Origin of the sequence: Parabacteroides sp. AF21-43 (genome assembly GCF_003635435.1) — a bacterium.
GTDB classification, from domain to species: domain Bacteria; phylum Bacteroidota; class Bacteroidia; order Bacteroidales; family Tannerellaceae; genus Parabacteroides; species Parabacteroides distasonis.
Genome location: NZ_QTMG01000022.1, coordinates 63,149 through 88,899 on the forward strand (window position 1 = coordinate 63,149; position 25,751 = coordinate 88,899).

Here is a 25,751-nt window from a genome sequence, read left to right on the forward strand (position 1 = left end):
AATTATAACAAAAAAATCTCGCTTGGAGTACTGTTCTTCACAGATAAGTATCTCCAAACGAGAATAACCATCAGCTTCTGTTAAAGCTCAATATAATCAATCTGTCTGTTTATTTATTTTGAAGATGTGCAATAGTTGGAATTCTTATCCCACCAAATCGGGGTCGAAACCACATCACCTTTCCCACCTAACATGGATTTGCCTTTCTCATATTCAGCAGCATTTACCAATTGCTCTTTCATCGGGTATTTCATACGTTTGATGAAATTTTGAGGATTCAAGATATTTGTATCACTATTATTATATACAGCTTGATCTCGATAAACAGCCACATCCAAACGAGGCAAGTTCAAACGACGCTTGTCATTCCAAGCTTCCTGCGCCAAATCTGGAAGTCCGGCGATATATTTCTGCGTGATGATCTTCTCTAAAGCCGTATTGCCTGCGCCTTGTTGATCGTCATATTTCGCGCTGGTACCAGCCTCATTCTTTTCCGTGGAAGCCAAATACTCCTCAACATCACCCGATACACCCCAAGTCTCGAAGGAAGCACGTACACCTGCCTCATAAGCAGCTTTAGCATCACCGGCGACCAAATTACGGGCGAACAACTCAGCTTTCAAGAAATCAACTTCCTCAGAAAGGAACATATCATAAGGACGAGATTTATACGGAGCGCCATCTTTAATAATAAAGCCCATCTCTGCACATTGCTTAGACTGATAAATACCAGTATTCGCCTCCTCTGCTTTCGCACCGTATACCAAACCTTTCCAATCACCATTCTCAATACCCGGCTGGAACATCTTCGGGGCACGAGGGTCTACCTTAGCGGGATGTACATTCGATACGGCAACTCCGGATGTCTGGTTTACCACGCCGGCAGGCCAATCGATATTACCGATATTAGTCACTAATTTCTCAAATGACTTAGACATACAGATCGGACCGCTCCAAGTAATCTGGAACATCGTATAGTTATAGTCCTGTCCCCAAGAACCATCCGCTTTTGGAGGCATATAAGCATTATCAGCCTTGCTTGAGATCAAACCACAAGGAGATGTCAAAGCGGCATTTGCCTCAGCGACACATTTCTCTCGATCCACCTCAGATAGACGAACAGCGAAACGAAGACGCAAGGAGTTTCCAAATTTTTTCCAAAGAGAAACGTCATTCTTATAGACCAAGTCGATACCTGCATCCGAGAATATAGGCTCAGCGCTATCGTTAAAGCTATTCAACGCCTCATCCAATTCCGTGAAATATTCATAATAGATATCCTTCACCGATTTATAAGGAGGATTATCTTCTACGGTAGCATAGGCCGGGAAAGGCATCGGACCAAACTTATCCGCAGCCAGGCTATGGATATACACACGCCAGATACGAGCGAAAGCGATCGTATTAGCGTATAAGTCCTTATCTTTTTCCATCAAACTACGGATCACGATATTGATAGAAGAAATCTGTGTCAGATACGCTTGCCATGTTAAATTGTTCCACTCGTCATTTTGGATATAATTCTTAGTTGCCCAACCACCGCCATCGACCAACATTTGAGAGTAGAAATCAATTTGCAAAGGTTTCAAGCGTTGTTCCACATCACCATCGATAATCATCCCACCACGTAGCGTAGAGGCCAATCGAGGTTCGCTCATATTGTAATTTACATCATCCGTCGGCTTATCCGGGTTATCATTTATACCTGTCAGGTCGCAACTGGCCATACTCGCCATCATAAACGAACAAGCTGCTAATATCTTTATATTACTTTTCATAATAATTCCATTTTTAGATTTATGTTTCATTAAAATGCCAAATTAATATTGAAACCTAAGCTTCTCATAGTAGGCATAGAACCGTACTCGATACCTTGGGCGTTACCAGATGTATAAGCAGCCTCCGGGTCGAATCCCTTTGTCTTACTATAAATCATGAACAAGTTACGAGCCACGAAACTCAAGCGAGCGGAAGTAAATGGAGTCTTCGCCAACATCGTTCTCGGGAAATTATAACCCAAACTCAACTCACGTAAACGGATGTTTGTCGCATCGTACATATAAGCCTCTGTCACGTTATTGCTAGAAAGACCATTCCAATAAGCTTGAGCCGTAATACTCTTCGTATTGGGAGTACCATCGGCCAATACCCCCGGAACAACCATACCATCACGACCATCCAACGTCATCTCTAAATTACCGGATGAAGCACCCGCACGGATAGATCCCATATACACATCACCACCATAACGCATATCGAACATGAAGTTCAACACGAAATTCTTATATGACAAGGTATTGCTCCAACCCATCATCCATTTCGGCTGGTTGTTACCCAACAATACCATATCGTCCGTTCTCAAAGGAACACCATCGGCACCGATAATAATGTTGCCGTTATCATCCCGTTGATAAGCGTAACCGTAAATATCTCCATAGGCTCCCCCCTCGTGAGCGACGATCTTCAAGAAACTTACTGATGCGTCACTAAGGATCTGCTCTTTCGTATCATCTGTCAATGAAATTACCTTGTTGATATTCTTTGACCAGTTCAACTGAGTATCCCATTGGAAACCACTCTCGGAGATATAAGGAGTAGCGTTAAACGCAACCTCTACACCCTTATTCTCAATATTACCGGCGTTGATCATCTTTTTCTTGAACCCTGTAGCGGAAGGAACATCGATCTTTAAGATCTGGTCTTTGGCGTTCTTCTTATAATACGCTACGTCGACACCAACCCTATTCTCAAACGCCTTCAACTCAAGGCCTAACTCCCAAGAGTTGATCGTCTCATTCTTTAAATTTGGATTTGCCATCCAATCCTCGTTGCTGGCATTAAAAATACCCCCTTTAATATCATAACTGATATTATAATAGTCACGCAACATATAAGCGTCCGTATCATTACCTACCTGAGCCCAAGACGCACGGATCTTACCGAAAGAAAGAATACCCGTGTTATGCCCCATCTTATTCAACATTTGGGTGAAAATCCAGCTAACACCTACCGACGGGTAGAAATAAGAGTCATTGTCTTTTGGAAGTGTTGAAGACCAGTCGTTACGAGCAGTTAAGTCCAAATACAAATAGTCGTCCCAAGACAATGATGCCGTAGCATATAGCGAGTTGATTTGTTTACGGTTGCGAGTATACTCACCACCATGTGTCTTACCGTTGGCGATCGCATGGAAATCGGGAATCACAAACTCACCGGATGATTCCTTGTACCATGTAGAATTACGGTACATCATATTACCACCTACCGTACCTACGATACCGAATCGATCCCAGTTGCCTTTAGCTGTCAATAAGAAATCGGAGTTGATCTCGGTGAATTTCTCCATATTGGCTGTCATGCTACCGTTGTTCTCCCAATACGGGTTACCTGTCGCACGGATTGTCTCATACTGGATGGTGTAATTATCCATACCAGAGCGAAGCTTCAAGCTCAACCAATCCGTAAACGTGAAATCCAAGGCCGCGAATCCGATAAAGCGGTCTTTCTTATCCTTGTTCGTATTGCGGTAAGCGGACCAATACGGGTTATTGGCGTTGGCTCCCGTGTCGATCAGATAACCAGCGGGCTTTCCGTCCGCACGTTTCCAATCATTATCTTTATAGGCGTCATAGTCAGAGAAGCCCACACTTCGGGGCATACTTAAATAGTTAAGGAAGATATTATCCGGGTCGCCCGCTAATTTCACACGGTTGTTCGTATGCTGGCTTACATAATTAACCTTCACGTCGGCCGATAACCATTTAGACAGTTTAGCCGTAGAACGCAAGTTGATAGACGTACGATCCATTCCGCTATTCGGAACAACACCCTTATTATCCAAGCGTGTCACGCCGGCACGGAAAGTGATATCCTCGGAACTCTTGCTCAAATCCACGCTGTTTGTCCAAGTGGTACCAGTGCGCAAGAAATCCTTATATAAATCATTGTCTCTCGCCGCATACTGGTAAGAACCCATCGCCATATCCTTAGAAGAACCGTCCATAGCGGCACCCCAGCTCGTCGCTTTATTATTATCGAAAGCGCCGTCGATACCTTGTCCGTATACATCTTGGAACTTCGGGGTTTGCATCGGGTTCTCAGCCGTGAAATTCGAGTTGATACTTACGCCCCAACCTTTATTCTGGCTACCTTTCTTAGTCGTGATCATCACGACACCGTTACCTGCACGGCTACCATACAACGCCGCGGCTGCCGGGCCTTTCAATACGGACATACTCTCGATATCATCCGGGGAGATATCAGAGATACCGGAACCTTTATCCACGTTACCGTTACCCCAATAGTCATCCGTACCACCGCTAAAGTTATCGATAGGTACACCGTCCACAACGATCAACGGCTGGTTATTACCAGTAATAGAGTTATTACCACGAATCACGATACGAGAGGAACCACCGACACCGGTACCATTTTGCTTGATCTGCAAACCTGCTACCTTACCAGCCAAAGCGTTGGCCACGTTAGCATCACGGGTTTGCGTCAGGGACTCGCCTTTCAATTCAGACATAGAATATCCCAAAGCCTTTTTCTCTCGCTTGATACCCAAAGCGGTTACCACGACTTCATCCAAGGCTTGCGTATCATCGACCAATTGAACCTCGATAGAAGGTTGTCCGGTAAAGACGATCTCTTGCGTATTAAAACCGATATAGGAAACTTGTAAAGTCGCATTGTTAGGAACATCCAACTCGAAACGGCCATCCATATCCGTGATGGTACCGTTGGTAGTTCCTTTAACAATTACGTTAGCACCAATAATAGCCTCGCCCGTTTTGTCCGTAACGACACCGACTGCTTTTCGTGTCTGTTGTTGAGCGTTTAAGACTGTGACTTCATGCGTGTTCTCTGCGAAAACCATGGCCGGTACCAAACAGAATGCGCATACCCCCATGTTAATCATTAACGGAATTTTTCGAAAAAGAGAATAACTATTCCCCCTTAAAGCATTTAAGGTTACAATTTTATTCATATTTTTGTAGTGTTACTATTTATAATAAAGTTATTTGTAGCTGCGCCAACAGCTCTTCTTGACTTTTCGTACGGGAGAATACGCCAATATTCTTCCGTATGTTTTTAATCCTTGTTTATTCTTTCTTCATGGGCAGACGTATTTTAGAAGGTTACACATTATTTCTCATTTTGATATTTCCACGACTGAGGTTCCCGATCCACTGTCCTTAACGGTAGGTTTATGTATCGCATACTGGATTCCCGACGCCAATTTCAGGTATTCCAATACTTGAGGCAATTGCTCGTCCTTGAAACGGGCTGTTATTATGGACTTGAGTATCTCGTTATCTTTTACCTCGAATACTACGTGATAATGACGTTCCAGCGTTTTCAATACTTTATCCATCGGATGGTTCCTGAAGATAATCTCCCCGTTCTTCCAAGCCGTGTCATATTCGGTATTCACGTCGAACACCTTGATCTTGTCAGCACCCTTTTGATACTCAGCTTTCTCGTTTGGCTTCAACATCTGTGTCATTCGCTTTCCTCCGGACACGACGTTCAACTTTACCGATCCCTCTACCAAGGTGGTCTCTATCATACTCTCGTCTTTGTAAGCGGATACATTGAAAGAAGTACCCAACACCTCTACCGAGTAATCTTTATCCGCTTTCACAATAAAAGGCTTATGGGCATTCTTCGTCACCTCGAAATATCCTTGTCCGGTTAATTCCACCGTACGGGTATCCGCATTGAAATCCGAAGGATATCTCAATTCGCTATTGGCATTCAGCCAAACCTTAGAACCGTCAGGTAAATCGAATGCCGAAACCACCCCAGGATTCGTGCGTACGGCTAGCGTACGCACGTTCCCTTGACCCTGCTGTATGAACAAATAAGCGGATAAAAGAAAGACTGGAATGAATAACACGGCCGCAGCCCGTTGAATAACACCTAACACTTGTCTTAAAGCTAATCTTTTCTCTTTCTTATGGATTCTTGATTTAAAACGAGACAACGCCTCGTCCGGGTTCACGGTCCGCATGACTTTTAGGCGACTTGCCACTTGAGCTGTAAAATAGACCTGCTCCAACAGTTTCTCGTTTTCTAGAGAGGCGGCCCGCCAGTTTTTCACCTCCACAGCTTCCTCCTCGGTCAACATCCCATCGATGTATCGGATCAATATGTCTTCGTTTATTTCCATTTTTTCTTGTTTCTATAATTAATACAGTTGAGACAAAAGATGTACTAAACAAAAAAACGATTTTTTTCAAGAAAATTGAATAATGGCAAAAATACCGTTCCTAAAGAAAGGCTCAACAATATCCCTCTTTCTACTGTTTTACCACAAAATGAGACTTCTTATGGTAAAGATTCTTTTAAAACGGATTTATGAGGAGCCAAGTGAGGCGGATGGTTATCGCATTCTTCTCGACAGGCTATGGCCCAGAGGACTGAAGAAAGAGGATGCGAAGTTTGACGAATGGAGAAAAGACATCACTCCATCTAAGGAGTTACGCCAATGGTTCCACGAGGATAAAGACAGGCATTGGGAAGTATTCCAAGGTCGCTACGGGATGGAGATCAAGCAGAACCCGGATTTCATTCCTTTCTTACGAGAGATCGAGAAGCATCCGGTTGTCACTTTCCTCACGGCAGCGAAGGATGTACAACATAGTCATCTACCTATATTAAAAGAAGTCATCGAGGATTTCGAGAAAAACAAATCATAAAAATAAAAAGACCTATGAAAAGTATCGTATTGCTTCGCCACGGCGAAAGTGTATGGAATAAAGAGAACCGGTTCACCGGTTGGACCGATGTGGATTTGACAGAAAAAGGCGTGGCCGAAGCTTATAGGGCCGGCAACTTATTGAAAGAAAAAGGATATGTGTTCAATAAAGCCTATACCTCTTATTTAAAACGGGCTGTCAAAACCTTGAATTGTGTATTGGATCGCATGGACCAAGACTGGATCCCGGTGGAGAAGAGCTGGAGGCTGAACGAGAAACATTACGGATCGCTACAAGGGTTGAACAAGAGCGAGACCGCCCAAAAGTATGGAGACGAGCAGGTCTTGATCTGGCGTCGCAGTTACGATATAGCCCCGCTTCCCCTATCGGAAGGCGACCCTCGTAACCCTCGCTTCGATATCCGCTACAAAGACGTGCCGGATAAAGAGTTGCCCCGTACGGAATCCTTGAAAGATACGGTTGAGCGGATTCTCCCTTATTGGAAAGAGGTTATCTTCCCGACGCTCCGGACCGCCGACCAGATCCTTGTCGCCGCTCACGGAAACAGCTTGCGGGGAATCATCAAATATTTAAAAAACATCTCCGATGAAGAGATCGTTCATCTGAATCTCCCGACAGCCGTTCCATACGTGTTCGAGTTCGATGATGACTTGAAACTCGTGAATGATTATTTCCTTGGCGACCCGGAGGAAATCAAGAAACTCATGGAAGCCGTAGCCAACCAAGGAAAGAAAAAGTAGCGGGATTCATGCCTCTTATCCGGAATTATTCATTAAGTTTGCAACCAAACAAACTTAAACACTATTGTGGACGAGAACGCAGAACGAATTTCACTAGAACTTATCGCAGGAGACGAACAAGCGTTCGACACCGTGTACAAACAATATTACCGGGGATTGTGCGCCTTCGCCTCCCAATATGTAACAGTACCAGAATCGGAGGAGATCGTACAAGACGTGATGATGTGGCTGTGGGAAAACCGAAAATCCCTAGTAGCGGACATGTCCCTGAAATCACTCCTCTTCACCATTGTCCGCAATAAATGCCTCAATACGATCAGCCACATACAGGTTAAGCAACAAGTGCACGAGAGATTGTACGCCAAGTTCCAAGAGCAATTCGAGAATCCTGATTTTTATATAGGAGAACTGATGGCCTTGGCCTCCAAGGCCATCCGGGAGCTCCCGGATGAATACCGTAAGGCATTCGAGATGAACCGTTTCGAGGAAATGACCTACAACGAGATCGCCGAGCGGACAGGCGTATCCCCCAAAACAATCGCATACCGCATCTCTCAAGCGCTCAAGATATTACGGACGAAATTAAAGGACTATATCCCTTTATTGGTATGGCTGCTTTACGAACAAACACGCTCATAACGGAGGAAGCATCCTACCGCCATGAGCGTTTTTTTAATGAGTCAAAAGACTTATTTCACGAACGGTGCTTTCAATAAATAATCCACGCAGCCTTTCACGCCCTCAAACTGGGAACGTCCGTCAGGCATACCCTCCAACTCCACGAAATAATCCTTGATTCCATTCGCGTAAGCTTGCTGGAATATATTCTCGAAATTCATCATCCCGGACTCGCCTAGAATAGCACGGTCCTTGATGTGCAATACCTTAATACGGTTCGGATATTTCTTCAACCACTCTATCGGATCTTGTTGTCCCATCACGGCCCAATAAACATCCATCTCGAAAAATACAAGCGAAGGATCAGTATTCTTCAAGAACAACTCATAGATGCAATCTCCTTTCACACGCCTTCCCAGCTTGGCCTCCGTACTACCCGGATTTACCTTGGCGAACTCCATCTCATGGTTGTGATAGCCGAAAGGAATACCGGCCGCTTTCACGATCTTACCCGCCTCGTTAAAAATCTCGCAGACGAAAGCGGTTTCCTCGGTGCTACGGGTACTCGGTTGCCCGGGCTGGATCAAGTACTTCACGCCTAGTTTGGCATGGTCATCAGCCGTCTTCTTCCAATACTCGGAGATCTGGGAGCGATTGGCCTTCGTGTACTCACGTACCGGAGGATTCACGTGGGAACTGGTGATCTTCAATCCGGCATCATCCACCATCTTCTTGAATTCCATCATGTCTACACCGCCGATCTTGCCTTCCTTGTAACCGGCCAATTCCAGATTCGTGTACCCCATTTTCTTGATCTTTTTCAATCCACCGGGTACATCCGCATAAAGTTCCTTGCCTAAAGAATAGATTTGTAAACCAACTGTCTTAGCGGCCATCGTTTCAGAAGTGACAGGTTTAGCCGCATCTGTGCTCCCGACCTTTCCGGCCATCAGGCCACCCAAGGTGAAAAGGGACGCATTCTTTAAAAAATCTCGTCTATTTATCATGATTATTAGAATTAAGTCAGTCCAAAGATAGAGATTATAATCTAAAAAAAGACCGCATAGGATGGAAAAATCCACCTATACGGTCCACAAATGGTATACATTATATAATAGGACTCGATTAACGGCGAGGCTTGATATCCAACTTCACCGGCTTGATCATATTCTCCGGGCTTAAGATCGTATCCAATTCCTCCTTGGTCAAGATACCATGATCCAGTACCAATTGATAAACGCTAACGCCGGTCTCCAACGCCTCCTTCGCGATCTTGGTCGAGTTCTTATAGCCGATTACCGGATTCAAGGCCGTCACCACGCCGATGCTATGATGTACCTCCTCACGGCAACGATCCTCGTTAGCGATAATACCGTCCACGCAACGGGTACGCAAGGTATCGAAACCATTGATCAGCAAATCCACGGACTCGAAGCAGCATTGTGCCATCACCGGCTCCATGGCGTTCAGCTCCATCTGGGCGGCTTCCCCGGCCATGGTCACACATAATTCATTACCCATTACCTTATAAGCGATCTGGTTCATCACCTCCGGGATCACAGGATTCACCTTACCCGGCATGATAGAAGAACCCGGCTGCATAGCAGGCAAGTTAAACTCACCCAAACCGCAACGAGGGCCGCTTGCCAACAAGCGAAGGTCATTACATATCTTATTCATCTTCACGCAAACCCGCTTCATGGCGGAAGCATAGCCTACCAAGCAAGAAGTATCCGAGGTAGCTCCTACCAAATCGGAGGAGAGACGGATATCCCATCCGGTTATCTCACGTAAAGCCGCAATACATTTCTCCGCGTATCCCGGCTCGGCACAAATACCCGTACCGATAGCGGTAGCTCCCATATTAACCACCAAGAAATCGGCGGCGGCCTCATTCAAGTGAGCGATCTCATCCTGCAAGATGCTGGCGAAGCCATTAAAGGTCTGCCCCAACGTCATAGGTACGGCATCCTCCAACTGCGTACGTCCCATCTTGATAATTTGCGAGAACTCCTCTCCTTTCTTACGGAAAGAGGCGATCAATTCCTCCAAATGGGGAAGCAATTGAAGATGCTTAAAATACATACCGATATGGATAGCGGTCGGATATGCGTCGTTCGTGGATTGCGAGCAGTTCACATGGTCGTTCGGTGAGCAGTATTGGTATTCACCCCGCTCATGCCCCATCAGCTCCAAGGCACGGTTGGCGATCACCTCATTCGCGTTCATATTCGTAGTGGTACCCGCTCCGCCTTGGATCATATCCACCGGGAACTGGTCGTGATGTTTACCATCGAGAATCTCCCCACAAGCGGCGATGATAGCGTCTTTTTGCTCTACGGTAAGCAAGCCTAATTCAAAGTTAGCCATGGCAGCCGCCATTTTTGTTATAGCTAATCCTTTAATGAATAAAGGATATTCACTCAAACGGAATTTACTGATTGAGAAATTCTCGATTCCTCTCAAGGTTTGAACTCCGTATAATGCTTCGGCGGGGATTTCACGAGCGCCGATCAAATCGCTCTCTATGCGAGTTTTTCCAGTTAATTTAGTATCCATATTAGAAATATTAATCGTTTTTTATTGTTTCCGCAAAGGTAGAAACTATTATTTTGAAAGCAAATTATTCTTCGAAATAATAAAAACAAATACCAAAAACGCCAATACACGTCTACACAAGGCTCAATGAATTACAATTTGTCAATAGAGCAGTTTTAATAGACCTTCTGATCTTTTTTATCTCATTCATAAAAAAAGTACGATTTTATTTGCTGTTTGTCAAAGATTCCATATATTTGCTGCCGTAATAACAAAACAGAGTCATGAGAACATTCGTAGTAAATACATATTGGTGGTGGCGCTCCGTACAACTCAAAAGGTCGTAAGGAACGAAGACTCGTATGTATATATAAACACTACATAAAGATATAAAGAGGTCTGTCGCACTTGCGGCAGGCCTCTTTTCTTTTTATGGCAAATTCAAAAGGAAAATAACTAAAATAGATAAAAGATGAAAACGTATCAAGTTGACAAGAATGGTTACTATGGTGAGTTCGGCGGGGCCTATGTTCCCGAGATCCTTCATCAATGCGTGGAAAATTTACAGAATACCTATCTGCAAGTGTTGGAGAGCGATAGCTTCAAGGAAGAGTTCGATCAGTTATTGCGTGATTATGTAGGCCGCCCCTCCCCTCTTTACTTGGCCAAACGGTTGAGCGAGAAGTACGGATGCAAGATCTATTTGAAACGGGAAGACTTGAACCATACCGGAGCACATAAGATCAACAATACGATCGGCCAGATCCTCCTAGCCCGCCGCATGGGGAAGACCCGTATCATCGCCGAGACGGGTGCCGGACAGCATGGAGTGGCTACGGCTACGGTATGTGCCTTGATGAATATGGAATGTATCGTTTATATGGGGAAGACAGACGTGGAACGCCAACATGCCAACGTACAAAAGATGGAAATGCTGGGAGCTACCGTCGTGCCCGTGACCTCGGGAAACATGACCTTGAAAGACGCCACGAACGAGGCGATCCGTGACTGGTGCTGTCATCCTTCGGATACGTATTATATTATCGGTTCTACGGTAGGCCCCCATCCTTATCCGGATATGGTAGCCCGGCTGCAATCCGTTATCAGCGAGGAGATCAAGAAGCAACTGCTGGAGAAGGAAGGAAGGGATCACCCGGATTACCTGATCGCCTGCGTAGGCGGGGGAAGTAACGCCGCCGGTACGATCTATCATTTCGTGGATGACGAGCGGGTGAAGATCGTCTTGGCCGAGGCCGGCGGCAAGGGCATCCACTCCGGCATGAGCGCCGCCACGATCCAATTGGGTAAAGAGGGCATCATCCACGGGGCACGTACCTTGGTCATGCAGAACGAGGACGGACAGATCGAGGAACCTTATTCTGTTTCCGCCGGCTTGGATTACCCGGGCATCGGCCCGATCCACGCGAACCTCTCCGTAAAGCACCGTGCGCAAATCCTAGCGGTAGATGATGACGAGGCGTTGGAGGCCGCTTTCGAGTTGACCCGTCTGGAAGGAATCATCCCGGCCTTGGAAAGCGCCCATGCCTTGGGGGCCTTGGCCAAGGTAAACTTCAAGCCGGAAGAGGTGGTGGTACTGACTGTCTCGGGCCGTGGCGATAAAGATATGGACACTTACATTAATTATAAATTATCATGAATTATTCTTTCAAAACGATAAGCAAGAAGGTGATGGGCGACCTTCACACTCCCGTAAGCATCTATCTGAAAGTGCGGGATATCTACCCGGAATCGGCCCTGTTGGAAAGCTCGGACTTCCACGGAAACGAGAATAGCCTTTCCTTTATAGCGCTCCGCCCCTTGGCGAGCATCGGTATCAACAACGGGGAATGCACGGCGACCTTCCCCGACGAGACCCGTGAGGTTACCCCGCTCACCGAAGACTATAACGTACCCGAGGCGATGAACGCTTTTCTCGGCCGCTTCAAGGTGGAGGGAGCGGACAAGAAAGTCTGCGGATTATTCGGCTACACGGCTTTCGATGCCGTCCGTTATTTCGAGAACATCCCGGTCATGGAAGTTCATCACGAGGAGAACGACGCCCCCGATATGCTATACATATTATATAAGTATATCCTTGTCTTCAATCATTTCAAGAACGAGTTGACCCTAGTGGAGATGCTCCAAGAGGACGAGGCTAGCCGGCTGGAAGAAATCGAGACATTGATAGAGAACCGTAACTTCGCCTCCTATAACTTCCAGACAGCGGGTCCCGAGACCTCCCCGATCACCGGCGAGGAATACAAGGCGATGGTCCGCCAAGGCATCAAGCACTGCCTCAGGGGGGATGTCTTCCAGATCGTATTGAGCCGTCGCTTCGAGCAACCGTTCAAGGGAGACGACTTCAAGGTGTACCGGGCTCTTCGCAGCATCAACCCCTCTCCTTATTTGTTCTATTTCGATTTCGGAGGTTTCCGTATCTTCGGCTCTTCCCCCGAGACGCATTGCAAGGTAACGGGCAGACACGCCAGCATCGACCCGATCGCCGGGACCGCTTTCCGTACCGGTAATATCGAGGTAGACAAGCAGCGTACCGAGGCCCTGCTTGCCGACCCCAAGGAGAACGCCGAGCACGTGATGCTGGTAGACCTCGCCCGCAACGACCTCAGCCGGAACGCCCACGACGTGCAAGTGGATTTCTATAAGGAGGTACAATACTACAGCCACGTCATCCACCTCGTATCCCGTGTGAGCGGCGAGATCAACACCGATAGCGACCCGGTAAAGACCTACGTCGATACCTTCCCCGCCGGCACATTGAGCGGAGCCCCCAAAGTACGGGCCATGCAACTGATCACCGACATCGAGCATCATAACCGGGGTGCTTACGGCGGCTGTATCGGCTTTATCGGTCTGGATGGTGATTTGAACCAAGCGATCACGATCCGTACCTTCGTCAGCCGTGGCAACGTACTTTACTATCAGGCGGGAGCCGGGATCGTGGCTAAGAGCAACGATGAGCGTGAATTGCAAGAGGTAAACAATAAGCTGGGAGCCTTGAAGAAGGCGATAGATCTAGCGGAGAAATTAATCAATTGATTATCCGGTTGTAGAGACGGGGCGTGCCCCGTCTCCCACAGTCTGATAGTATTTTAAGTTACCATTTTGAAAGGATGAGACGGGGCGTGCCCCGTCTCTACAACAACAACAATATATATAAAATGAAGATATTATTATTTGATAATTACGATTCCTTCACCTACAATTTGCTACATATATTGAAGGAACTGGGTACGGACGTAGAGGTACACCGCAACGACAAGATCTCCTTGGAAGAGATAGAGCGTTTCGATAAGATCTTATTATCCCCGGGACCGGGCATCCCCGAGGAAGCCGGCATCCTCCTCCCCTTGATCCGCCGGTACGCCCCGACAAAGAGCATCCTAGGTGTCTGCCTAGGCGAGCAGGCCATCGGCGAGGCATTCGGCGCCACATTGATAAACCTTACCGACGTGCATCACGGCGTTTGCTCCGATATACGAATTGTCGCTAAAGATCCTATCTTCGAGGGACTGGAACCGGGTATACGTGTTGGGCGTTATCATTCTTGGGCGGTCTCCAAGGAAAACTTCCCGGATTGTCTGGAAATTACGGCGGTCGATACGGAAGAAGGACAGATCATGGGCTTGCGCCATCGTGAGTACGATGTACGAGGTATCCAATTCCATCCGGAATCCGTGTTGACACCCAAAGGGAAGACTATTATAGAGAACTGGCTGAAACGCTAATTACCTCCTAAGGCACTTATAGTTTCTTCCTAACGAAACATCAGTTTCTCTATGGTGAAACTAATGTTTCTCAAGCAAGAAACAAGAGTTTTCCCCTAGAGAAACAAAAGTTTTTCGATAAAGAAATATCGCAAAACTGCAATATTTTATCATTCAACACATTACAGACATGAAGCAAATATTATACAGATTATTCGAGCACCAATATCTAGGCCGGGAAGAAGCCCGGAACATCCTCCAGAACATAGCGGAGGGACGCTACAACGATTCCCAGATCGCCAGCCTGATCACCGTATTCCTGATGCGCAGTATCTCTGTAGAGGAATTGACCGGATTCCGGGAAGCTTTGCTGGAGATGCGTGTACCGGTAGATTTAAGCGAATACAAACCGATCGATATCGTAGGTACCGGAGGCGACGGAAAAAACACGTTCAACATCAGTACCTGTTCCTGTTTCGTAGTGGCCGGTGCCGGTTACAATGTCGTAAAGCACGGTAACTACGGGGCTACCTCGGTGAGCGGCGCCAGCAACGTGATGGAGCAACACGGCGTAAAATTCACGAACGATATCGATAAGCTACGTACCTCCATGGATACCTGCCATATCGCCTACCTCCACGCCCCCTTGTTCAACCCGGCGCTGAAAGCGGTAGCTCCGGTACGGAAGAGCCTCGGCGTACGCAGTTTCTTCAATATGCTCGGCCCGCTGGTCAACCCGGTCATGCCTACTTACCAATTGTTAGGCGTATATAACCTCCCGCTACTCCGCCTATATAATTATACGTATCAAGAGAGCTGTACCCGTTTCGCCGTGGTACATAGCTTGGACGGTTACGACGAGATCTCCCTCACGGCCGATTTCAAGGTAGCCATGCCGGAGAAAGAGAAGCTTTATACCCCGGAGATGCTCGGATTCAAACGTTGCACGGAAGCGGACCTCGATGGCGGAGAGACCCCGGAGGAAGCGGCCCGTATCTTCGACGCCGTATTAGGGAACAGGGCTACCGAGGCCCAAAAGAGCTGCGTGATCGCCAACTCCGCCTTCGCCATCCAAGTGATCTGTCCAGAGAAGAAGATCGAGACGTGTATCGCCGAGGCACGTGAATCATTGGAAAGCGGAAAAGCATTGGCTACATTCCGTAAATTTATATCTTTGAACCAAAGATAAAGAAACATATCCTATGAAAAAGGACATCTTACAAGATATTATCGCCAATAAGCGCATCGAGGTAGCCCGGCAGAAACAGGCCGTAAGCTTACAGACCTTATTGGCTTTAGGTAGCGACCGTATGGAGCGTGACACACGTTCCATGCGTGCGGCGCTGGAATCATCCCCCTCCGGTATTATCGCCGAGTTCAAGCGTAAAAGCCCCTCCAAGGGCTGGCTGCATCCGGGTGCGAATATCGCCGACGTGGTGCCCGCTTACGAGGCCGGAGGAGCCTCCACCTGCTCGATCCTTACGGACGGGGATTTCTTCGGAGGTTCCTTGGGCGACTTGCAAAAGGCCCGCAAGCTGGTGGATCTCCCATTACTTCGCAAGGACTTCATCATCGATACCTACCAACTCTTCCAAGCCCGGGTGATGGGCGCCGACGCTGTCTTGTTGATCGCCGCCGCCCTTACGGAAGAAGAATGCCGGATACTCGCCGAGACCGCCCATAGCCTGCAATTGGAAGTCTTGCTGGAAGTCCATAGCGAGGACGAGCTCAAATACATGAATGCGGATATCGATATGCTCGGCGTGAACAACCGTAATCTCGGCACCTTCCATACGGATGTAAACAACTCATTCAAGTTGGTCGATAAGATGCGAGGCTTCTCCCCTCTTTTAGTGTCCGAGAGCGGAATATCCGAGACCGATACCGTACGCCAATTGCGTGAGGCCGGTTTCCGTGGATTCCTGATCGGAGAGACCTTCATGAAAACCGAGAGGCCGGGCGATACCCTAGCCGATTTTATAGGAGGACTGGCATGATCATCAAAGTATGCGGAATGCGAGACTCCCGGAACATCCAAGAAGTCTCCGCCCTAGCCGTCAACTGGATCGGCCTCATCTTCTACGAACGCTCCCCGCGCTTCATCGGGCAAAGCCCGACGAAGCAGTGGACAGTGGACAGTGGACAATTGACAGTTAAATACCGCTTGTCGCAACTGTCAACTGTCAACTGTCAACTATCAACTAAAAAAGTGGGCGTTTTCGTCAACGCTACCATCGAGTCCATGATGGAGACAGCCTCCGCCTACAAGCTAGACTATCTCCAACTTCACGGTAACGAATCGCCGGAAGATTGCCACACCCTACAGAAAAGAGGATACTCCTTAATCAAAACCTTCCCGATCGCCTCCAAAGAGGATTTCAAGAAGACCAAGGAGTATGAGGGCCGAGTGGATTATTTCCTTTTCGATACGAGATGCGAGGGCTATGGAGGCTCAGGCAAACGTTTCGATTGGTCCATCCTAACCGAATATAAAGGAGAGACTCCCTTCTTGCTCAGCGGAGGCATCCGTCCGGAAAACGCAGAGGCGATCCGGAACTTCCGGCATCCCCGTCTCGCAGGTATCGACCTCAACAGTGGCTTCGAGATTGAGCCGGGATTGAAAGACGTCGACAAACTAAAGAATTTCATCCAACAAATTTTACATCCAGCTGTAGAGACGGGGCGTGCCCCGTCTCCCACCGTCTGATAGTATTTTTAAAATAGAATTCAAAATGAATCGCATCACAAACTTATTCCAGACCCAGAAAGACGGAATACTCTCCGTCTATTTCACCGCCGGTTATCCGAACTTAAACGATACGGCAAGCATCTTAAAAGCCTTACAGGCTAAAGGTATCCACATGGTAGAAGTAGGAATCCCTTTCTCCGACCCGATGGCAGACGGCCCCGTCATCCAAGAGGCCGCCACGCAAGCGTTGCGTAACGGGATGTCACTGCACCTCCTATTCGAGCAATTGAAAGAGATCCGGAGCGAAGTACAGATCCCGATCATCCTAATGGGCTACCTGAACCCCATCATGCAATACGGTTTCGAGAAATTCTGCGAGAGTTGCATAGAGGCCGGCGTAGACGGAATGATCATCCCCGACCTGCCTTATGCCGATTATATCTCCGACTACAAGGAGATCGCCGATCGCCATGACCTAAAAATGATCATGCTGATCACCCCAGAGACCTCCGAGGAACGAATCCGGCAGATCGATGCCCATACCAGCGGATTTATCTATATGGTATCCAGCGCCGCCACGACCGGAGCCCAACAAGACTTCAACGAACAAAAGCAGGCCTATTTCCGTCGTATCAACGCCATGAACCTACAGAATCCCCGCTTGGTAGGTTTCGGCATCAGCAATAAAGCCACTTTCGAGGCGGCGACAGCCCATTCTTCCGGTGCCATCATCGGTAGCAAGTTCGTCCAGTTACTAAAGAGTGAAGCTACTCCCGCCGAGGCGGTCGATAAGTTACTGGAAGCCCTAAAACAATAGGAACCCTATTCATGTTTACATATAAAAACAGTAAATAGTCCTATGAATAACTTCACTTTTCACAACCCAACCCGTTTATTATTCGGTAAGGGCATGATTGAGAAACTGAGTACGGCCATCCCGATGGTGCATCGCATCATGATCACCTTCGGAGGAGGTAGCGTAAAGCAAAACGGTGTGTACGACCAAGTGATCAAGGCGCTAAAGGATCGTGACTATATCGAGTTCTGGGGCATCGAGCCTAACCCCACCATCGAGACCTTGCGAGAAGCTATCCAGATAGCGAAAGGCAAGCAGGTGGATTTTCTATTGGCGGTAGGCGGTGGCTCCGTCATAGACGGGACGAAGCTAATCTCCGCCGGCATCCTGTACGACGGTGATCCTTGGGAATTGGTACAGAAAGGGTATTACTATCATACCGTGCCCATGGGTACCGTACTGACCCTGCCCGCCACAGGTTCCGAGATGAATAGCGGGGCCGTGATCTCCCGGAAAGAGACGCAAGAGAAATTCCCGTTCTACAGCAATTTCCCCGTATTCTCGATCTTGGATCCGGAGACGACCTTCAGTCTACCCCCGTATCAAGTGGCTTGCGGTATCGCCGATACCTTCGTCCACGTGATGGAGCAATATATGACTACGACCGACCAATCCCGCTTGATGGATCATTGGGCGGAAAGCATCTTAAGCACCTTGGTTGAGATCGCCCCGAAGATTAAGGAAGATCCGAGGAATTACGACCTGATGGCAGATTTCATGCTATCCGCCACGATGGGCTTGAACGGCTTTATCGCTATGGGCGTAACGCAGGACTGGGCTACCCATATGATCGGACACGAGCTAACCGCCCTTCACGGATTGACGCATGGAGCGACCTTAGCGATCGTCTTCCCCGGAACCTTACGCACCCTACGCAAGCAGAAAGAGGGCAAGATCCTGCAATACGGCGAACGGGTATGGGGTATCCATAGTGGAACGACAGAGGAACGGGTAAGCCAAGCCATCGAGAAGACCGAGCAATTTTTCCAAAGCCTCGGTTTATCTACCCGCCTCAGCCAAGAGAAGATCGGCGATACGACAATCACCGAGATCGAGAATCGCTTCAATGAACGAAACGCCGCCTTCGGGGAGGCGAAGAATGTAACGGGTAGCGTGGCACGGGAAATATTGGAGAGCTGTAAATAACGTACAACTTGTAGAGACGGGGCGTGCCCCGTCTCATCCCCTCAAAAGGGTATAGATTTTATCTTAACAGGACTACTACTTGGATCGGGCCATGCGCCCCGAATACCAAGGCTTGTTCAATGTCAGCAGTCTTTGAGGGACCGGACATGAAGACTCCGTAATCATAATCCATAGTGGCAGTACGGCGGTAAGCCTCATTCATCGTATGAACCAATTGAGTCTTGTCCAACAAGATCACCAAAGCGTTCGAGATAAAGTACAGACCTTTATAACGTACCTGACGGGGTAACCAGACAGCGGCATTCTCCGCCACGCCGAAACTACCCTCCACCACAGATACGTCCGTTCCGTTCAACTCCCGGGGATCGGTCAGCCCATCCGGGTTAAAGGTAGCGCAAGTAATCTCCTTCAAATTCGAGGCGATACGTTTCGCCTCCGGAAACTCACGGCGGATCACCTCATTCACATCCTCGCCGGGCTTTAACTCGATGGCCTTGCCACCCGCCCCGGCTAACACCTCCGAGAACGTAGCCAACTTATCCGCATAGGTAATCGCCTCCAACGTAAGCTCAGGCATCTCGTGGCATGTACCCGTATGACGACGGATACTCGCCAATATAGAATCTTTACTACTCATTATCTCACCTTATTATTCTTCCACATATCATTAAACGACTCCTTGGCGAAAGCCGGAAGCTCACGTCCCTTGCCCCAAGCGTTCAAGCCATTGTAGACCATGAAACGGGGCAAATGATTCACTACCGGAGCAAACTTCAACGCCGTATTGAACAATCCCGGACGTTCCATCAAGAACTTCATGCCGAAAGACATCACTTTCTTCTCCTTGCTCGCCTTACCGATCTTATCCAAATCTTGCCGCCAACGGTAAATCTGCTCGCCCAAATCGATCTTTACCGGACAAACGTTCGAGCAAGAAAGACATAAGGAGCAAGCCGATACGTTATCCGAATATTCCTCCGGATTCCTCAGCATACCCAAGTTGATCCCGATCGGTCCCGGAATGAAATACGTATACGAATAGCCACCACTCCTGCGATATACCGGACAGGTATTCATGCACTCGCCACAACGGATGCAATTCAACGTACGAATATGATCCGGTTTCGCCAAGATATCACTACGCCCGTTATCCACGATAATGATATGGAACTCTTGTCCCTCGGACGGACGGCGATAATGGGAAGTATAAGACGTGATGGGTTGCCCCGTACCCGAACGAGCCAGCAAACGAGTGAATACGCCCAATGCCTCCAGATTCGGTACGATCTTCTCCATCCCCATCGTAGCGATATGCACCTTCGGGAAGGAGGTTCCCATATCGGCGTTTCCCTCATTGGTACAAACCACGATCTCGCCCGTAGAGGCGACGGCGAAGTTAGCGCCCGTCATCGCCACGTCGGCATGCAGGAATTTCTCACGCAGATTCTTACGGGCGGCATGCGTCAGGTAGGTAGGGTCGATATTCCCTTTCTCCGTTCCCATCTCACGCTCCATCATCTCGCTGATCTGCTCCCGTTTAATATGGATCGCCGGCATCACGATATGGCTCGGGGCCAAATGCATCAATTGCAAGATACGCTCACCCAAATCGCTCTCCACCACATCGATTCCTTTCGACATCAAGAACTCATTCATATGGCATTCCTCCGTCAGCATCGATTTGCTCTTGATCAGGTTCCGGGCATCATGCTGGCGCAAGATCCGCAAGACGATCTCGTTATGCTCCTCGGCATCTTTCGCCCAATGCACGATAGCCCCGTTGGCGATCGCATTTTTCTCGAACTCCTCCAGAAGCGTGTCCAGATGGCTGTTGGAGTAAAGCTTGATCTCCGAAGCCAACTCTCTCAACCGCTCCCACTCGGGAAGCGAATGGCTCATCTTATCCCGTTTGGTACGTACCATCCAAAGCGTATGGTCGTGCCAAGCCTCATTCTCCTTATTCTCTAGGAAACGGGCCGCAGCTATAGCATGTTTCGTACTCATAATCCGGACGCTAATATTTGAACGATGTGAATAGTCTTGATCGGAAGTTTCTCCCGCTTGATAACCCCTTCCATATGCATCAGGCAAGAGCTATCCGCCCCGGTGATATACTCGGCGCCGGTACTCATATGATCCTTTACCTTGTCTTGTCCCATGCAAGTAGAGACCTCAGGCTCCTCGATGGCGAACATACCGCCGAAACCGCAACATTCGTCCACCCGCCTCGGCTCGAACACCTCGATACCTTTCACCAAGGAAAGAAGATCACGTAACTTGGAATAGTACGGGATATTACGCTCGCTGGGCGACGAGAGATGCAACTCACGCACCCCGTGGCAACTATTATGGATACTCACCTTATGCGGGAAAACGGCCGGCAGGGATCCCGGTCTCACCACGTCGTGCAAGAACTCGCAGATATCATAAATCTTCTTACTGTTCATACAAACGTGATCCCGCTTTCCCAATATATGGGGATGGTTCTCTTTTACGAAGGCTACGCAACTGGCCGAGGGGCCTACCACGTAGTCATAGTTCTTAAACTGTTCCTCCATCCGGAGGGCCAAGCGAGCCGCCTCATCCTCGAAGCCGGCGTTCGCCATGGGTTGTCCGCAGCAGGTCTGGTCCATCGGATAATCGACATCCACACCCACATGCTTCAACAATTTATACGAGGCGATACCCACTTCGGGATACACCGCGTTAATGTAACATGGGATAAATAATCCTACCTTCATACTAATTATATCTTTATATCCTTATATACGACACCGTATATAATTAACACCTAAAGGCCCATCACAACTGCATATTTGCCCTAACCCGGCTCAACGTCTCGGGAGTCATCAACAAATAAGAAGCGATATGGGACAAGGGGGCACGCTGCACGATCTCAGGGTGTTCTTTCAATAAGCGGGCATAACGTTCATTAGCGGTCTCGAAACGAAGGAAATCCGCTTTCCGTTGAGACAGGATCAGCGAATTCTCCAACAGGCGGCGATACATGACCTCGATCTCGTAATCCTCGGCGCACAATGCCAATAAAGGATCATGAGGAATACCATACAGTACCGTATTCTCCAAGGCCTCCACCAACAGATTAGCGGGACGTTGGCGCAAGAAGCTCTCGATGCAAATGAAGATGTTGTCCTCGCTGGCGAAATGCTCGGTCAGCTCTTTCTTATTCTTGAAGTAAAACTGGCGAACCATTCCCTTATAGACATAACCGAGTTGCGTACAAACCTCTCCTTCGCTCAAAAACAGGGCGCCTTTTTTCAATTCTGTCCGGATTAAGATAGAGGCCAGTTTCTCAACAGCTTCCTCACTGAGTAGAATCGATTGCGCCGCAATCCTGCGAGCTATAAATATCGCTGTATCCATATTCATGGTTGTTTTTGTTTGTTTCCGCAAACTTACGAAATAAATACCACTTGATTTACATCAAGCCCCCATTTATTTATATTCCTGCCAACTCTTGATGCAGATATCATCTACGCTCAAGGTACAGAAGGCTTGAATGAAAGCGCTCGCCAGACGGGCATTCGTAATCAACGGGATATTCAGGTCGATGGCGGCACGGCGGATCTTATAGCCGTTGTCAAGCTCGCCGGCGGAAAGGTCACGAGGGATATTCACGACCATATCGATCTGCTTCTCATGAAGCATCTTAAGCGCCTGCGGTTCTCCCTTCTCGCTCGGCCAGTACACCTTCGTACTCGGAATGCCATTCTCCGCCAAGAAACGGTGCGTACCTCCCGTAGCGAATAGGTTGTAGCCTTTCGTCGCCAACATCTTAGCGGCATCCAGCATGGCTACCTTCTGCTTCGGCGTACCGGTGGACAGGAGGATATTCTTCTCCGGAACCCGTTGCCCGACAGCGAGCATACTCGTCAACACCGCCTCGGATACATCGTCGCCCAGACAACCCACCTCGCCCGTGGAAGCCATATCGACCCCTAATACCGGATCGGCTTTCTGCAAGCGATTGAACGAGAATTGAGAGGCCTTGATACCCACGTAATCCAAATCGAACTCATTCTTATTCGGTTTCTCTACCGGCAAGCCCAGCATGACACGGGTAGCCAACTCGATGAAGTTTATCTTCAGCACCTTGCTCACGAACGGGAAGGAACGGCTGGCACGAAGGTTGCACTCGATCACCTTGATCTCATTGCCCTTCGCCAGATATTGGATATTGAACGGGCCGGAGATATTCAGCTCCTTAGCGATCTGCTTACTGATACGCTTGATACGACGAACCGTCTCCACATATAATTTCTGGGCCGGGAACTGAATCGTAGCGTCGCCGGAATGAACCCCGGCAAACTCGATATGCTCGCTAATGGCATACATCACGATCTCACCATGATCGGCCACGGCATCCATCTCCACCTCTTTCGCATGCTCGATGAACTGGCTTACCACCACCGGATGCTTTTGGCTGACGTTGGCGGCCAATTTCAAGAAACGCTCCAACTCCTCTTGATTCGAGCAGACATTCATGGCGGCGCCACTCAGCACGTAACTCGGGCGAACCAATACGGGGAAGCCTACCTCCGCCACGAAGCCATTGATATCCTCCATGGAAGAAAGCTCTTTCCAGCGGGGTTGATCCACGCCAATACGATCCAACATGGCGGAGAACTTCTCACGGTCCTCGGCATTATCGATGCTCTTAGCTGACGTACCCAAGATATTCACATGCTGTTCGTCCAAACGCATCGCCAAGTTATTCGGGATCTGGCCACCGGTGGAGACGATCACGCCGTGCGGGTTCTCCAGCTCGAGGATATCCATCACACGCTCGAAGGTAAGCTCGTCGAAATAAAGGCGGTCGCACATATCATAGTCGGTAGACACCGTCTCGGGATTGTAGTTGATCATCACGGAGCGGTAACCCTCCTTACGGATCGTATTCAAGGCCTGCACGCCACACCAGTCGAACTCCACCGAGCTACCGATGCGGTAAGCGCCGGAACCCAGCACGACAATCGAGCGATGATCGCCCAAGTACGTCACGTCGTTTTCCGTACCGCTATACGTCAGGTACAGGTAATTCGTCCGCGCCGGATACTCGGCGGCCAAGGTATCGATCTGTTTCACCGCCGGAAGAATGCCATGCTCCTTACGGAACTGGCGAACCAACATCATACCCTTCTCCACATCCCCGTCGAGACCGATCGCACGGGCGATCTGGAAATCAGAGAACCCTTGTATCTTCGCCCGGCGGATCAACTCCGGATTGATGCGCCAACGTTGGATCCCCTTCATATCGAAAGCGTGAAGCTCCTTGGAGGTCTGCATGATTCCATATAGTTTCTGTAGGAACCATCGGTCTATCTTGGTAAGCTCATGAATCTGGTCTACCGTATAACCGGCCCGGAATGCCTTCGAGATAACGAAGATGCGGCGATCGGTAGGCTCGTGCAACGCCTTATCGATATCCTCGATCACCAACTCCTTATTCTCCACGAAACCGTGCATACCCTGCCCGATCATACGCAAGCCCTTCTGGATAGCCTCCTCGAAGGTACGTCCGATCGCCATCACCTCGCCAACCGACTTCATGCTGGAACCCAACTCACGAGCCACGCCGTGGAACTTACCCAAGTCCCAGCGAGGGATCTTACATACCACGTAATCGAGAGCCGGCTCAAAGAAAGCGCTAGTCGTTTTCGTCACGGAGTTTTTCAAGTCGAACAAACCGTAGCCCAAGCCTAATTTAGCGGCCACGAAAGCCAACGGATAACCGGTCGCCTTAGAAGCCAAGGCCGAAGAACGGCTCAAGCGGGCGTTCACCTCGATCACCCGGTAATCCTCACTCTCCGGATCGTAAGCGTATTGCACGTTACACTCGCCCACGATACCGATATGGCGAATGATACGGATCGCCAACTCACGTAATTTATGATAATCCGTATTGCTCAAGGTCTGCGAGGGGGCAATCACGATAGACTCTCCCGTATGGATTCCCAGCGGGTCGAAATTCTCCATGTTACATACCGTGATGCAGTTATCGAAGCGGTCGCGCACCACCTCGTACTCTACCTCTTTCCAGCCCTTCAAGCTTTTCTCCACCAATACTTGCGGAGAGAAAGAGAAAGCCTTCTCTACCAACACGTCCAATTCTTCCTCATTGTCGCAGAAACCGGAACCCAAGCCCCCCAGCGCATAAGCGGCACGGACGATGACCGGATACCCCAGCTCAGCGGCCGCACGACGAGCGTCAGCGGCGTTCTCCACGGCCTCGCTCTTGATCGTCTTCACGTCGATCTCATCCAGCTTGCGTACGAACAACTCCCGATCCTCGGTATCCATGATAGCCTGCACCGGGGTACCCAATACCTTCACGCCATACTTCTCCAGCACGCCGCTTTGGTAAAGAGCCACGCCACAATTCAACGCCGTCTGCCCGCCGAAAGCGAGCAAGATACCTTCCGGACGTTCCTTCTCGATCACCTTTTCCACAAAAAAAGGAGTAACGGGCAGGAAATAAACCGTGTCCGCGACTCCTTCCGAGGTCTGTACCGTAGCGATATTCGGATTGATCAATACCGTTTGAATCCCCTCTTCCTTAATCGCCTTCAGGGCTTGGCTGCCTGAATAATCGAACTCGCCCGCCTCACCAATCTTCAAGGCTCCGGAACCGAGTATCAGGACTTTCTTTATATCTTCTTTCATTGCTTTACTTTTTTTAATGTTCTCTTTTAG

21 protein-coding genes are annotated in these 25,751 nt (G+C 48.7%); 11 read left to right on the top strand and 10 right to left on the bottom strand.

Features of this window, described 5'->3' with window-relative positions:
- Window positions 1-113 precede the first annotated feature (113 nt).
- From DWX84_RS14990 to DWX84_RS15000, 3 genes are all read right to left on the bottom strand, one after another.
- Window positions 114-1,778 carry a SusD/RagB family nutrient-binding outer membrane lipoprotein gene (locus DWX84_RS14990; protein ID WP_122377549.1) on the bottom strand — a complete coding sequence of 555 codons (1,665 nt, stop codon included), beginning with the start codon at window positions 1,776-1,778 and terminating at the stop codon, window positions 114-116.
- Window positions 1,779-1,807: 29 nt separating this feature from the next.
- Complete coding sequence (locus tag DWX84_RS14995) at window positions 1,808-4,921, bottom strand: TonB-dependent receptor (protein ID WP_122378557.1); 3,114 nt, start codon at window positions 4,919-4,921, stop codon at window positions 1,808-1,810.
- A 234-nt stretch (window positions 4,922-5,155) separates the two neighbouring features.
- Window positions 5,156-6,175 carry a FecR family protein gene (locus tag DWX84_RS15000; RefSeq protein WP_036615587.1) on the bottom strand — a complete coding sequence of 340 codons (1,020 nt, stop codon included), beginning with the start codon at window positions 6,173-6,175 and terminating at the stop codon, window positions 5,156-5,158.
- 160 nt (window positions 6,176-6,335) lie between these two features.
- Between DWX84_RS15000 and DWX84_RS15005 the strand changes: the two genes are divergently transcribed.
- The 3 genes from DWX84_RS15005 (at window position 6,336) to DWX84_RS15015 (ending at window position 8,104) form a co-directional block, all read left to right on the top strand.
- A complete protein-coding gene (locus DWX84_RS15005) occupies window positions 6,336-6,704 on the top strand; it encodes a DUF488 domain-containing protein (protein WP_005857809.1) in 369 nt (122 codons plus the stop codon).
- A 14-nt stretch (window positions 6,705-6,718) separates the two neighbouring features.
- A complete protein-coding gene (gene gpmA / locus DWX84_RS15010; RefSeq protein ID WP_048928687.1) occupies window positions 6,719-7,465 on the top strand; it encodes a 2,3-diphosphoglycerate-dependent phosphoglycerate mutase in 747 nt (248 codons plus the stop codon).
- 66 nt (window positions 7,466-7,531) lie between these two features.
- Window positions 7,532-8,104 (top strand): RNA polymerase sigma-70 factor, encoded by a 573-nt coding sequence (locus DWX84_RS15015; protein ID WP_005857830.1) that lies wholly within the window; start codon window positions 7,532-7,534, stop codon window positions 8,102-8,104.
- A 50-nt stretch (window positions 8,105-8,154) separates the two neighbouring features.
- Here DWX84_RS15015 and DWX84_RS15020 read toward each other — a convergent pair whose 3' ends face one another.
- Window positions 8,155-9,090 (bottom strand): sugar phosphate isomerase/epimerase, encoded by a 936-nt coding sequence (locus tag DWX84_RS15020; RefSeq protein WP_048928686.1) that lies wholly within the window; start codon window positions 9,088-9,090, stop codon window positions 8,155-8,157.
- A 118-nt stretch (window positions 9,091-9,208) separates the two neighbouring features.
- Window positions 9,209-10,642, bottom strand: coding sequence for an aspartate ammonia-lyase (locus DWX84_RS15025; protein ID WP_005863095.1), 1,434 nt, complete (start codon window positions 10,640-10,642; stop codon window positions 9,209-9,211).
- A 451-nt stretch (window positions 10,643-11,093) separates the two neighbouring features.
- On the opposite strand from DWX84_RS15025, the gene trpB reads away from it, so the two are divergent.
- The 8 genes from trpB to DWX84_RS15070 all read left to right on the top strand — a co-directional run bounded on the left by trpB (window position 11,094) and on the right by DWX84_RS15070 (window position 19,037).
- Window positions 11,094-12,278: a tryptophan synthase subunit beta gene (trpB, locus tag DWX84_RS15035; protein ID WP_008772462.1), complete on the top strand. Its 1,185-nt coding sequence runs from the start codon at window positions 11,094-11,096 to the stop codon at window positions 12,276-12,278.
- The gene (locus DWX84_RS15040) at window positions 12,275-13,678 is read left to right on the top strand and encodes an anthranilate synthase component I family protein (RefSeq protein WP_008779674.1); all 1,404 of its coding nucleotides are present in this window, start codon (window positions 12,275-12,277) and stop codon (window positions 13,676-13,678) included. Before trpB ends, DWX84_RS15040 begins: the two co-directional genes overlap by 4 nt.
- A gap of 122 nt (window positions 13,679-13,800) precedes the next feature.
- Window positions 13,801-14,367, top strand: coding sequence for an aminodeoxychorismate/anthranilate synthase component II (locus tag DWX84_RS15045; RefSeq protein ID WP_048928685.1), 567 nt, complete (start codon window positions 13,801-13,803; stop codon window positions 14,365-14,367).
- A 169-nt stretch (window positions 14,368-14,536) separates the two neighbouring features.
- Window positions 14,537-15,535 carry an anthranilate phosphoribosyltransferase gene (gene trpD, locus DWX84_RS15050; protein WP_048928684.1) on the top strand — a complete coding sequence of 333 codons (999 nt, stop codon included), beginning with the start codon at window positions 14,537-14,539 and terminating at the stop codon, window positions 15,533-15,535.
- Window positions 15,536-15,548: 13 nt separating this feature from the next.
- Window positions 15,549-16,343 (top strand): indole-3-glycerol phosphate synthase TrpC, encoded by a 795-nt coding sequence (trpC, locus tag DWX84_RS15055; RefSeq protein WP_048928683.1) that lies wholly within the window; start codon window positions 15,549-15,551, stop codon window positions 16,341-16,343.
- Window positions 16,340-17,053, top strand: a complete 714-nt coding sequence (locus DWX84_RS15060; RefSeq protein ID WP_044544558.1) for a phosphoribosylanthranilate isomerase — start codon at window positions 16,340-16,342, stop codon at window positions 17,051-17,053. The genes trpC and DWX84_RS15060 overlap by 4 nt, the downstream gene beginning before the upstream one ends.
- A gap of 25 nt (window positions 17,054-17,078) precedes the next feature.
- Window positions 17,079-17,852, top strand: coding sequence for a tryptophan synthase subunit alpha (gene trpA / locus DWX84_RS15065; protein WP_048928682.1), 774 nt, complete (start codon window positions 17,079-17,081; stop codon window positions 17,850-17,852).
- A 42-nt stretch (window positions 17,853-17,894) separates the two neighbouring features.
- Window positions 17,895-19,037, top strand: a complete 1,143-nt coding sequence (locus DWX84_RS15070; RefSeq protein WP_048928681.1) for an iron-containing alcohol dehydrogenase — start codon at window positions 17,895-17,897, stop codon at window positions 19,035-19,037.
- A gap of 58 nt (window positions 19,038-19,095) precedes the next feature.
- On the opposite strand, the gene DWX84_RS15075 is transcribed toward DWX84_RS15070, so the two are convergent.
- The 5 genes from DWX84_RS15075 to carB all read right to left on the bottom strand — a co-directional run bounded on the left by DWX84_RS15075 (window position 19,096) and on the right by carB (window position 25,721).
- On the bottom strand, window positions 19,096-19,674 hold the full coding sequence (locus tag DWX84_RS15075; RefSeq protein WP_009017215.1) for an LUD domain-containing protein: 579 nt from the start codon (window positions 19,672-19,674) through the stop codon (window positions 19,096-19,098).
- Window positions 19,674-21,041 (bottom strand): lactate utilization protein B, encoded by a 1,368-nt coding sequence (locus DWX84_RS15080; RefSeq protein ID WP_009017214.1) that lies wholly within the window; start codon window positions 21,039-21,041, stop codon window positions 19,674-19,676. The genes DWX84_RS15075 and DWX84_RS15080 overlap by 1 nt, the downstream gene beginning before the upstream one ends.
- Window positions 21,038-21,778 carry a (Fe-S)-binding protein gene (locus DWX84_RS15085; protein ID WP_009017213.1) on the bottom strand — a complete coding sequence of 247 codons (741 nt, stop codon included), beginning with the start codon at window positions 21,776-21,778 and terminating at the stop codon, window positions 21,038-21,040. Before DWX84_RS15085 ends, DWX84_RS15080 begins: the two co-directional genes overlap by 4 nt.
- Before the next feature lie 61 nt (window positions 21,779-21,839).
- On the bottom strand, window positions 21,840-22,421 hold the full coding sequence (locus DWX84_RS15090; protein ID WP_008772471.1) for a Crp/Fnr family transcriptional regulator: 582 nt from the start codon (window positions 22,419-22,421) through the stop codon (window positions 21,840-21,842).
- A 72-nt stretch (window positions 22,422-22,493) separates the two neighbouring features.
- On the bottom strand, window positions 22,494-25,721 hold the full coding sequence (carB, locus tag DWX84_RS15095; protein WP_009017212.1) for a carbamoyl-phosphate synthase (glutamine-hydrolyzing) large subunit: 3,228 nt from the start codon (window positions 25,719-25,721) through the stop codon (window positions 22,494-22,496).
- Window positions 25,722-25,751 lie beyond the last annotated feature (30 nt).

Coding starts and splice junctions, on each gene's coding strand:
- trpA (WP_048928682.1), top strand. CDS start 17,079: ATGAATCGCATCACAAACTTATTCCAGACCCAGAAAGACGGAATACTC.
- DWX84_RS15070 (WP_048928681.1), top strand. CDS start 17,895: ATGAATAACTTCACTTTTCACAACCCAACCCGTTTATTATTCGGTAAG.
- DWX84_RS15060 (WP_044544558.1), top strand. CDS start 16,340: ATGATCATCAAAGTATGCGGAATGCGAGACTCCCGGAACATCCAAGAA.
- DWX84_RS15020 (WP_048928686.1), bottom strand. CDS start 9,090: ATGATAAATAGACGAGATTTTTTAAAGAATGCGTCCCTTTTCACCTTG.
- trpD (WP_048928684.1), top strand. CDS start 14,537: ATGAAGCAAATATTATACAGATTATTCGAGCACCAATATCTAGGCCGG.
- DWX84_RS15075 (WP_009017215.1), bottom strand. CDS start 19,674: ATGAGTAGTAAAGATTCTATATTGGCGAGTATCCGTCGTCATACGGGT.
- DWX84_RS15005 (WP_005857809.1), top strand. CDS start 6,336: ATGGTAAAGATTCTTTTAAAACGGATTTATGAGGAGCCAAGTGAGGCG.
- trpC (WP_048928683.1), top strand. CDS start 15,549: ATGAAAAAGGACATCTTACAAGATATTATCGCCAATAAGCGCATCGAG.
- DWX84_RS14995 (WP_122378557.1), bottom strand. CDS start 4,921: ATGATTAACATGGGGGTATGCGCATTCTGTTTGGTACCGGCCATGGTT.
- DWX84_RS15025 (WP_005863095.1), bottom strand. CDS start 10,642: ATGGATACTAAATTAACTGGAAAAACTCGCATAGAGAGCGATTTGATC.
- gpmA (WP_048928687.1), top strand. CDS start 6,719: ATGAAAAGTATCGTATTGCTTCGCCACGGCGAAAGTGTATGGAATAAA.
- DWX84_RS15090 (WP_008772471.1), bottom strand. CDS start 22,421: ATGGATACAGCGATATTTATAGCTCGCAGGATTGCGGCGCAATCGATT.
- DWX84_RS14990 (WP_122377549.1), bottom strand. CDS start 1,778: ATGAAAAGTAATATAAAGATATTAGCAGCTTGTTCGTTTATGATGGCG.
- DWX84_RS15040 (WP_008779674.1), top strand. CDS start 12,275: ATGAATTATTCTTTCAAAACGATAAGCAAGAAGGTGATGGGCGACCTT.
- DWX84_RS15045 (WP_048928685.1), top strand. CDS start 13,801: ATGAAGATATTATTATTTGATAATTACGATTCCTTCACCTACAATTTG.
- trpB (WP_008772462.1), top strand. CDS start 11,094: ATGAAAACGTATCAAGTTGACAAGAATGGTTACTATGGTGAGTTCGGC.
- carB (WP_009017212.1), bottom strand. CDS start 25,721: ATGAAAGAAGATATAAAGAAAGTCCTGATACTCGGTTCCGGAGCCTTG.
- DWX84_RS15085 (WP_009017213.1), bottom strand. CDS start 21,778: ATGAAGGTAGGATTATTTATCCCATGTTACATTAACGCGGTGTATCCC.
- DWX84_RS15000 (WP_036615587.1), bottom strand. CDS start 6,175: ATGGAAATAAACGAAGACATATTGATCCGATACATCGATGGGATGTTG.
- DWX84_RS15080 (WP_009017214.1), bottom strand. CDS start 21,041: ATGAGTACGAAACATGCTATAGCTGCGGCCCGTTTCCTAGAGAATAAG.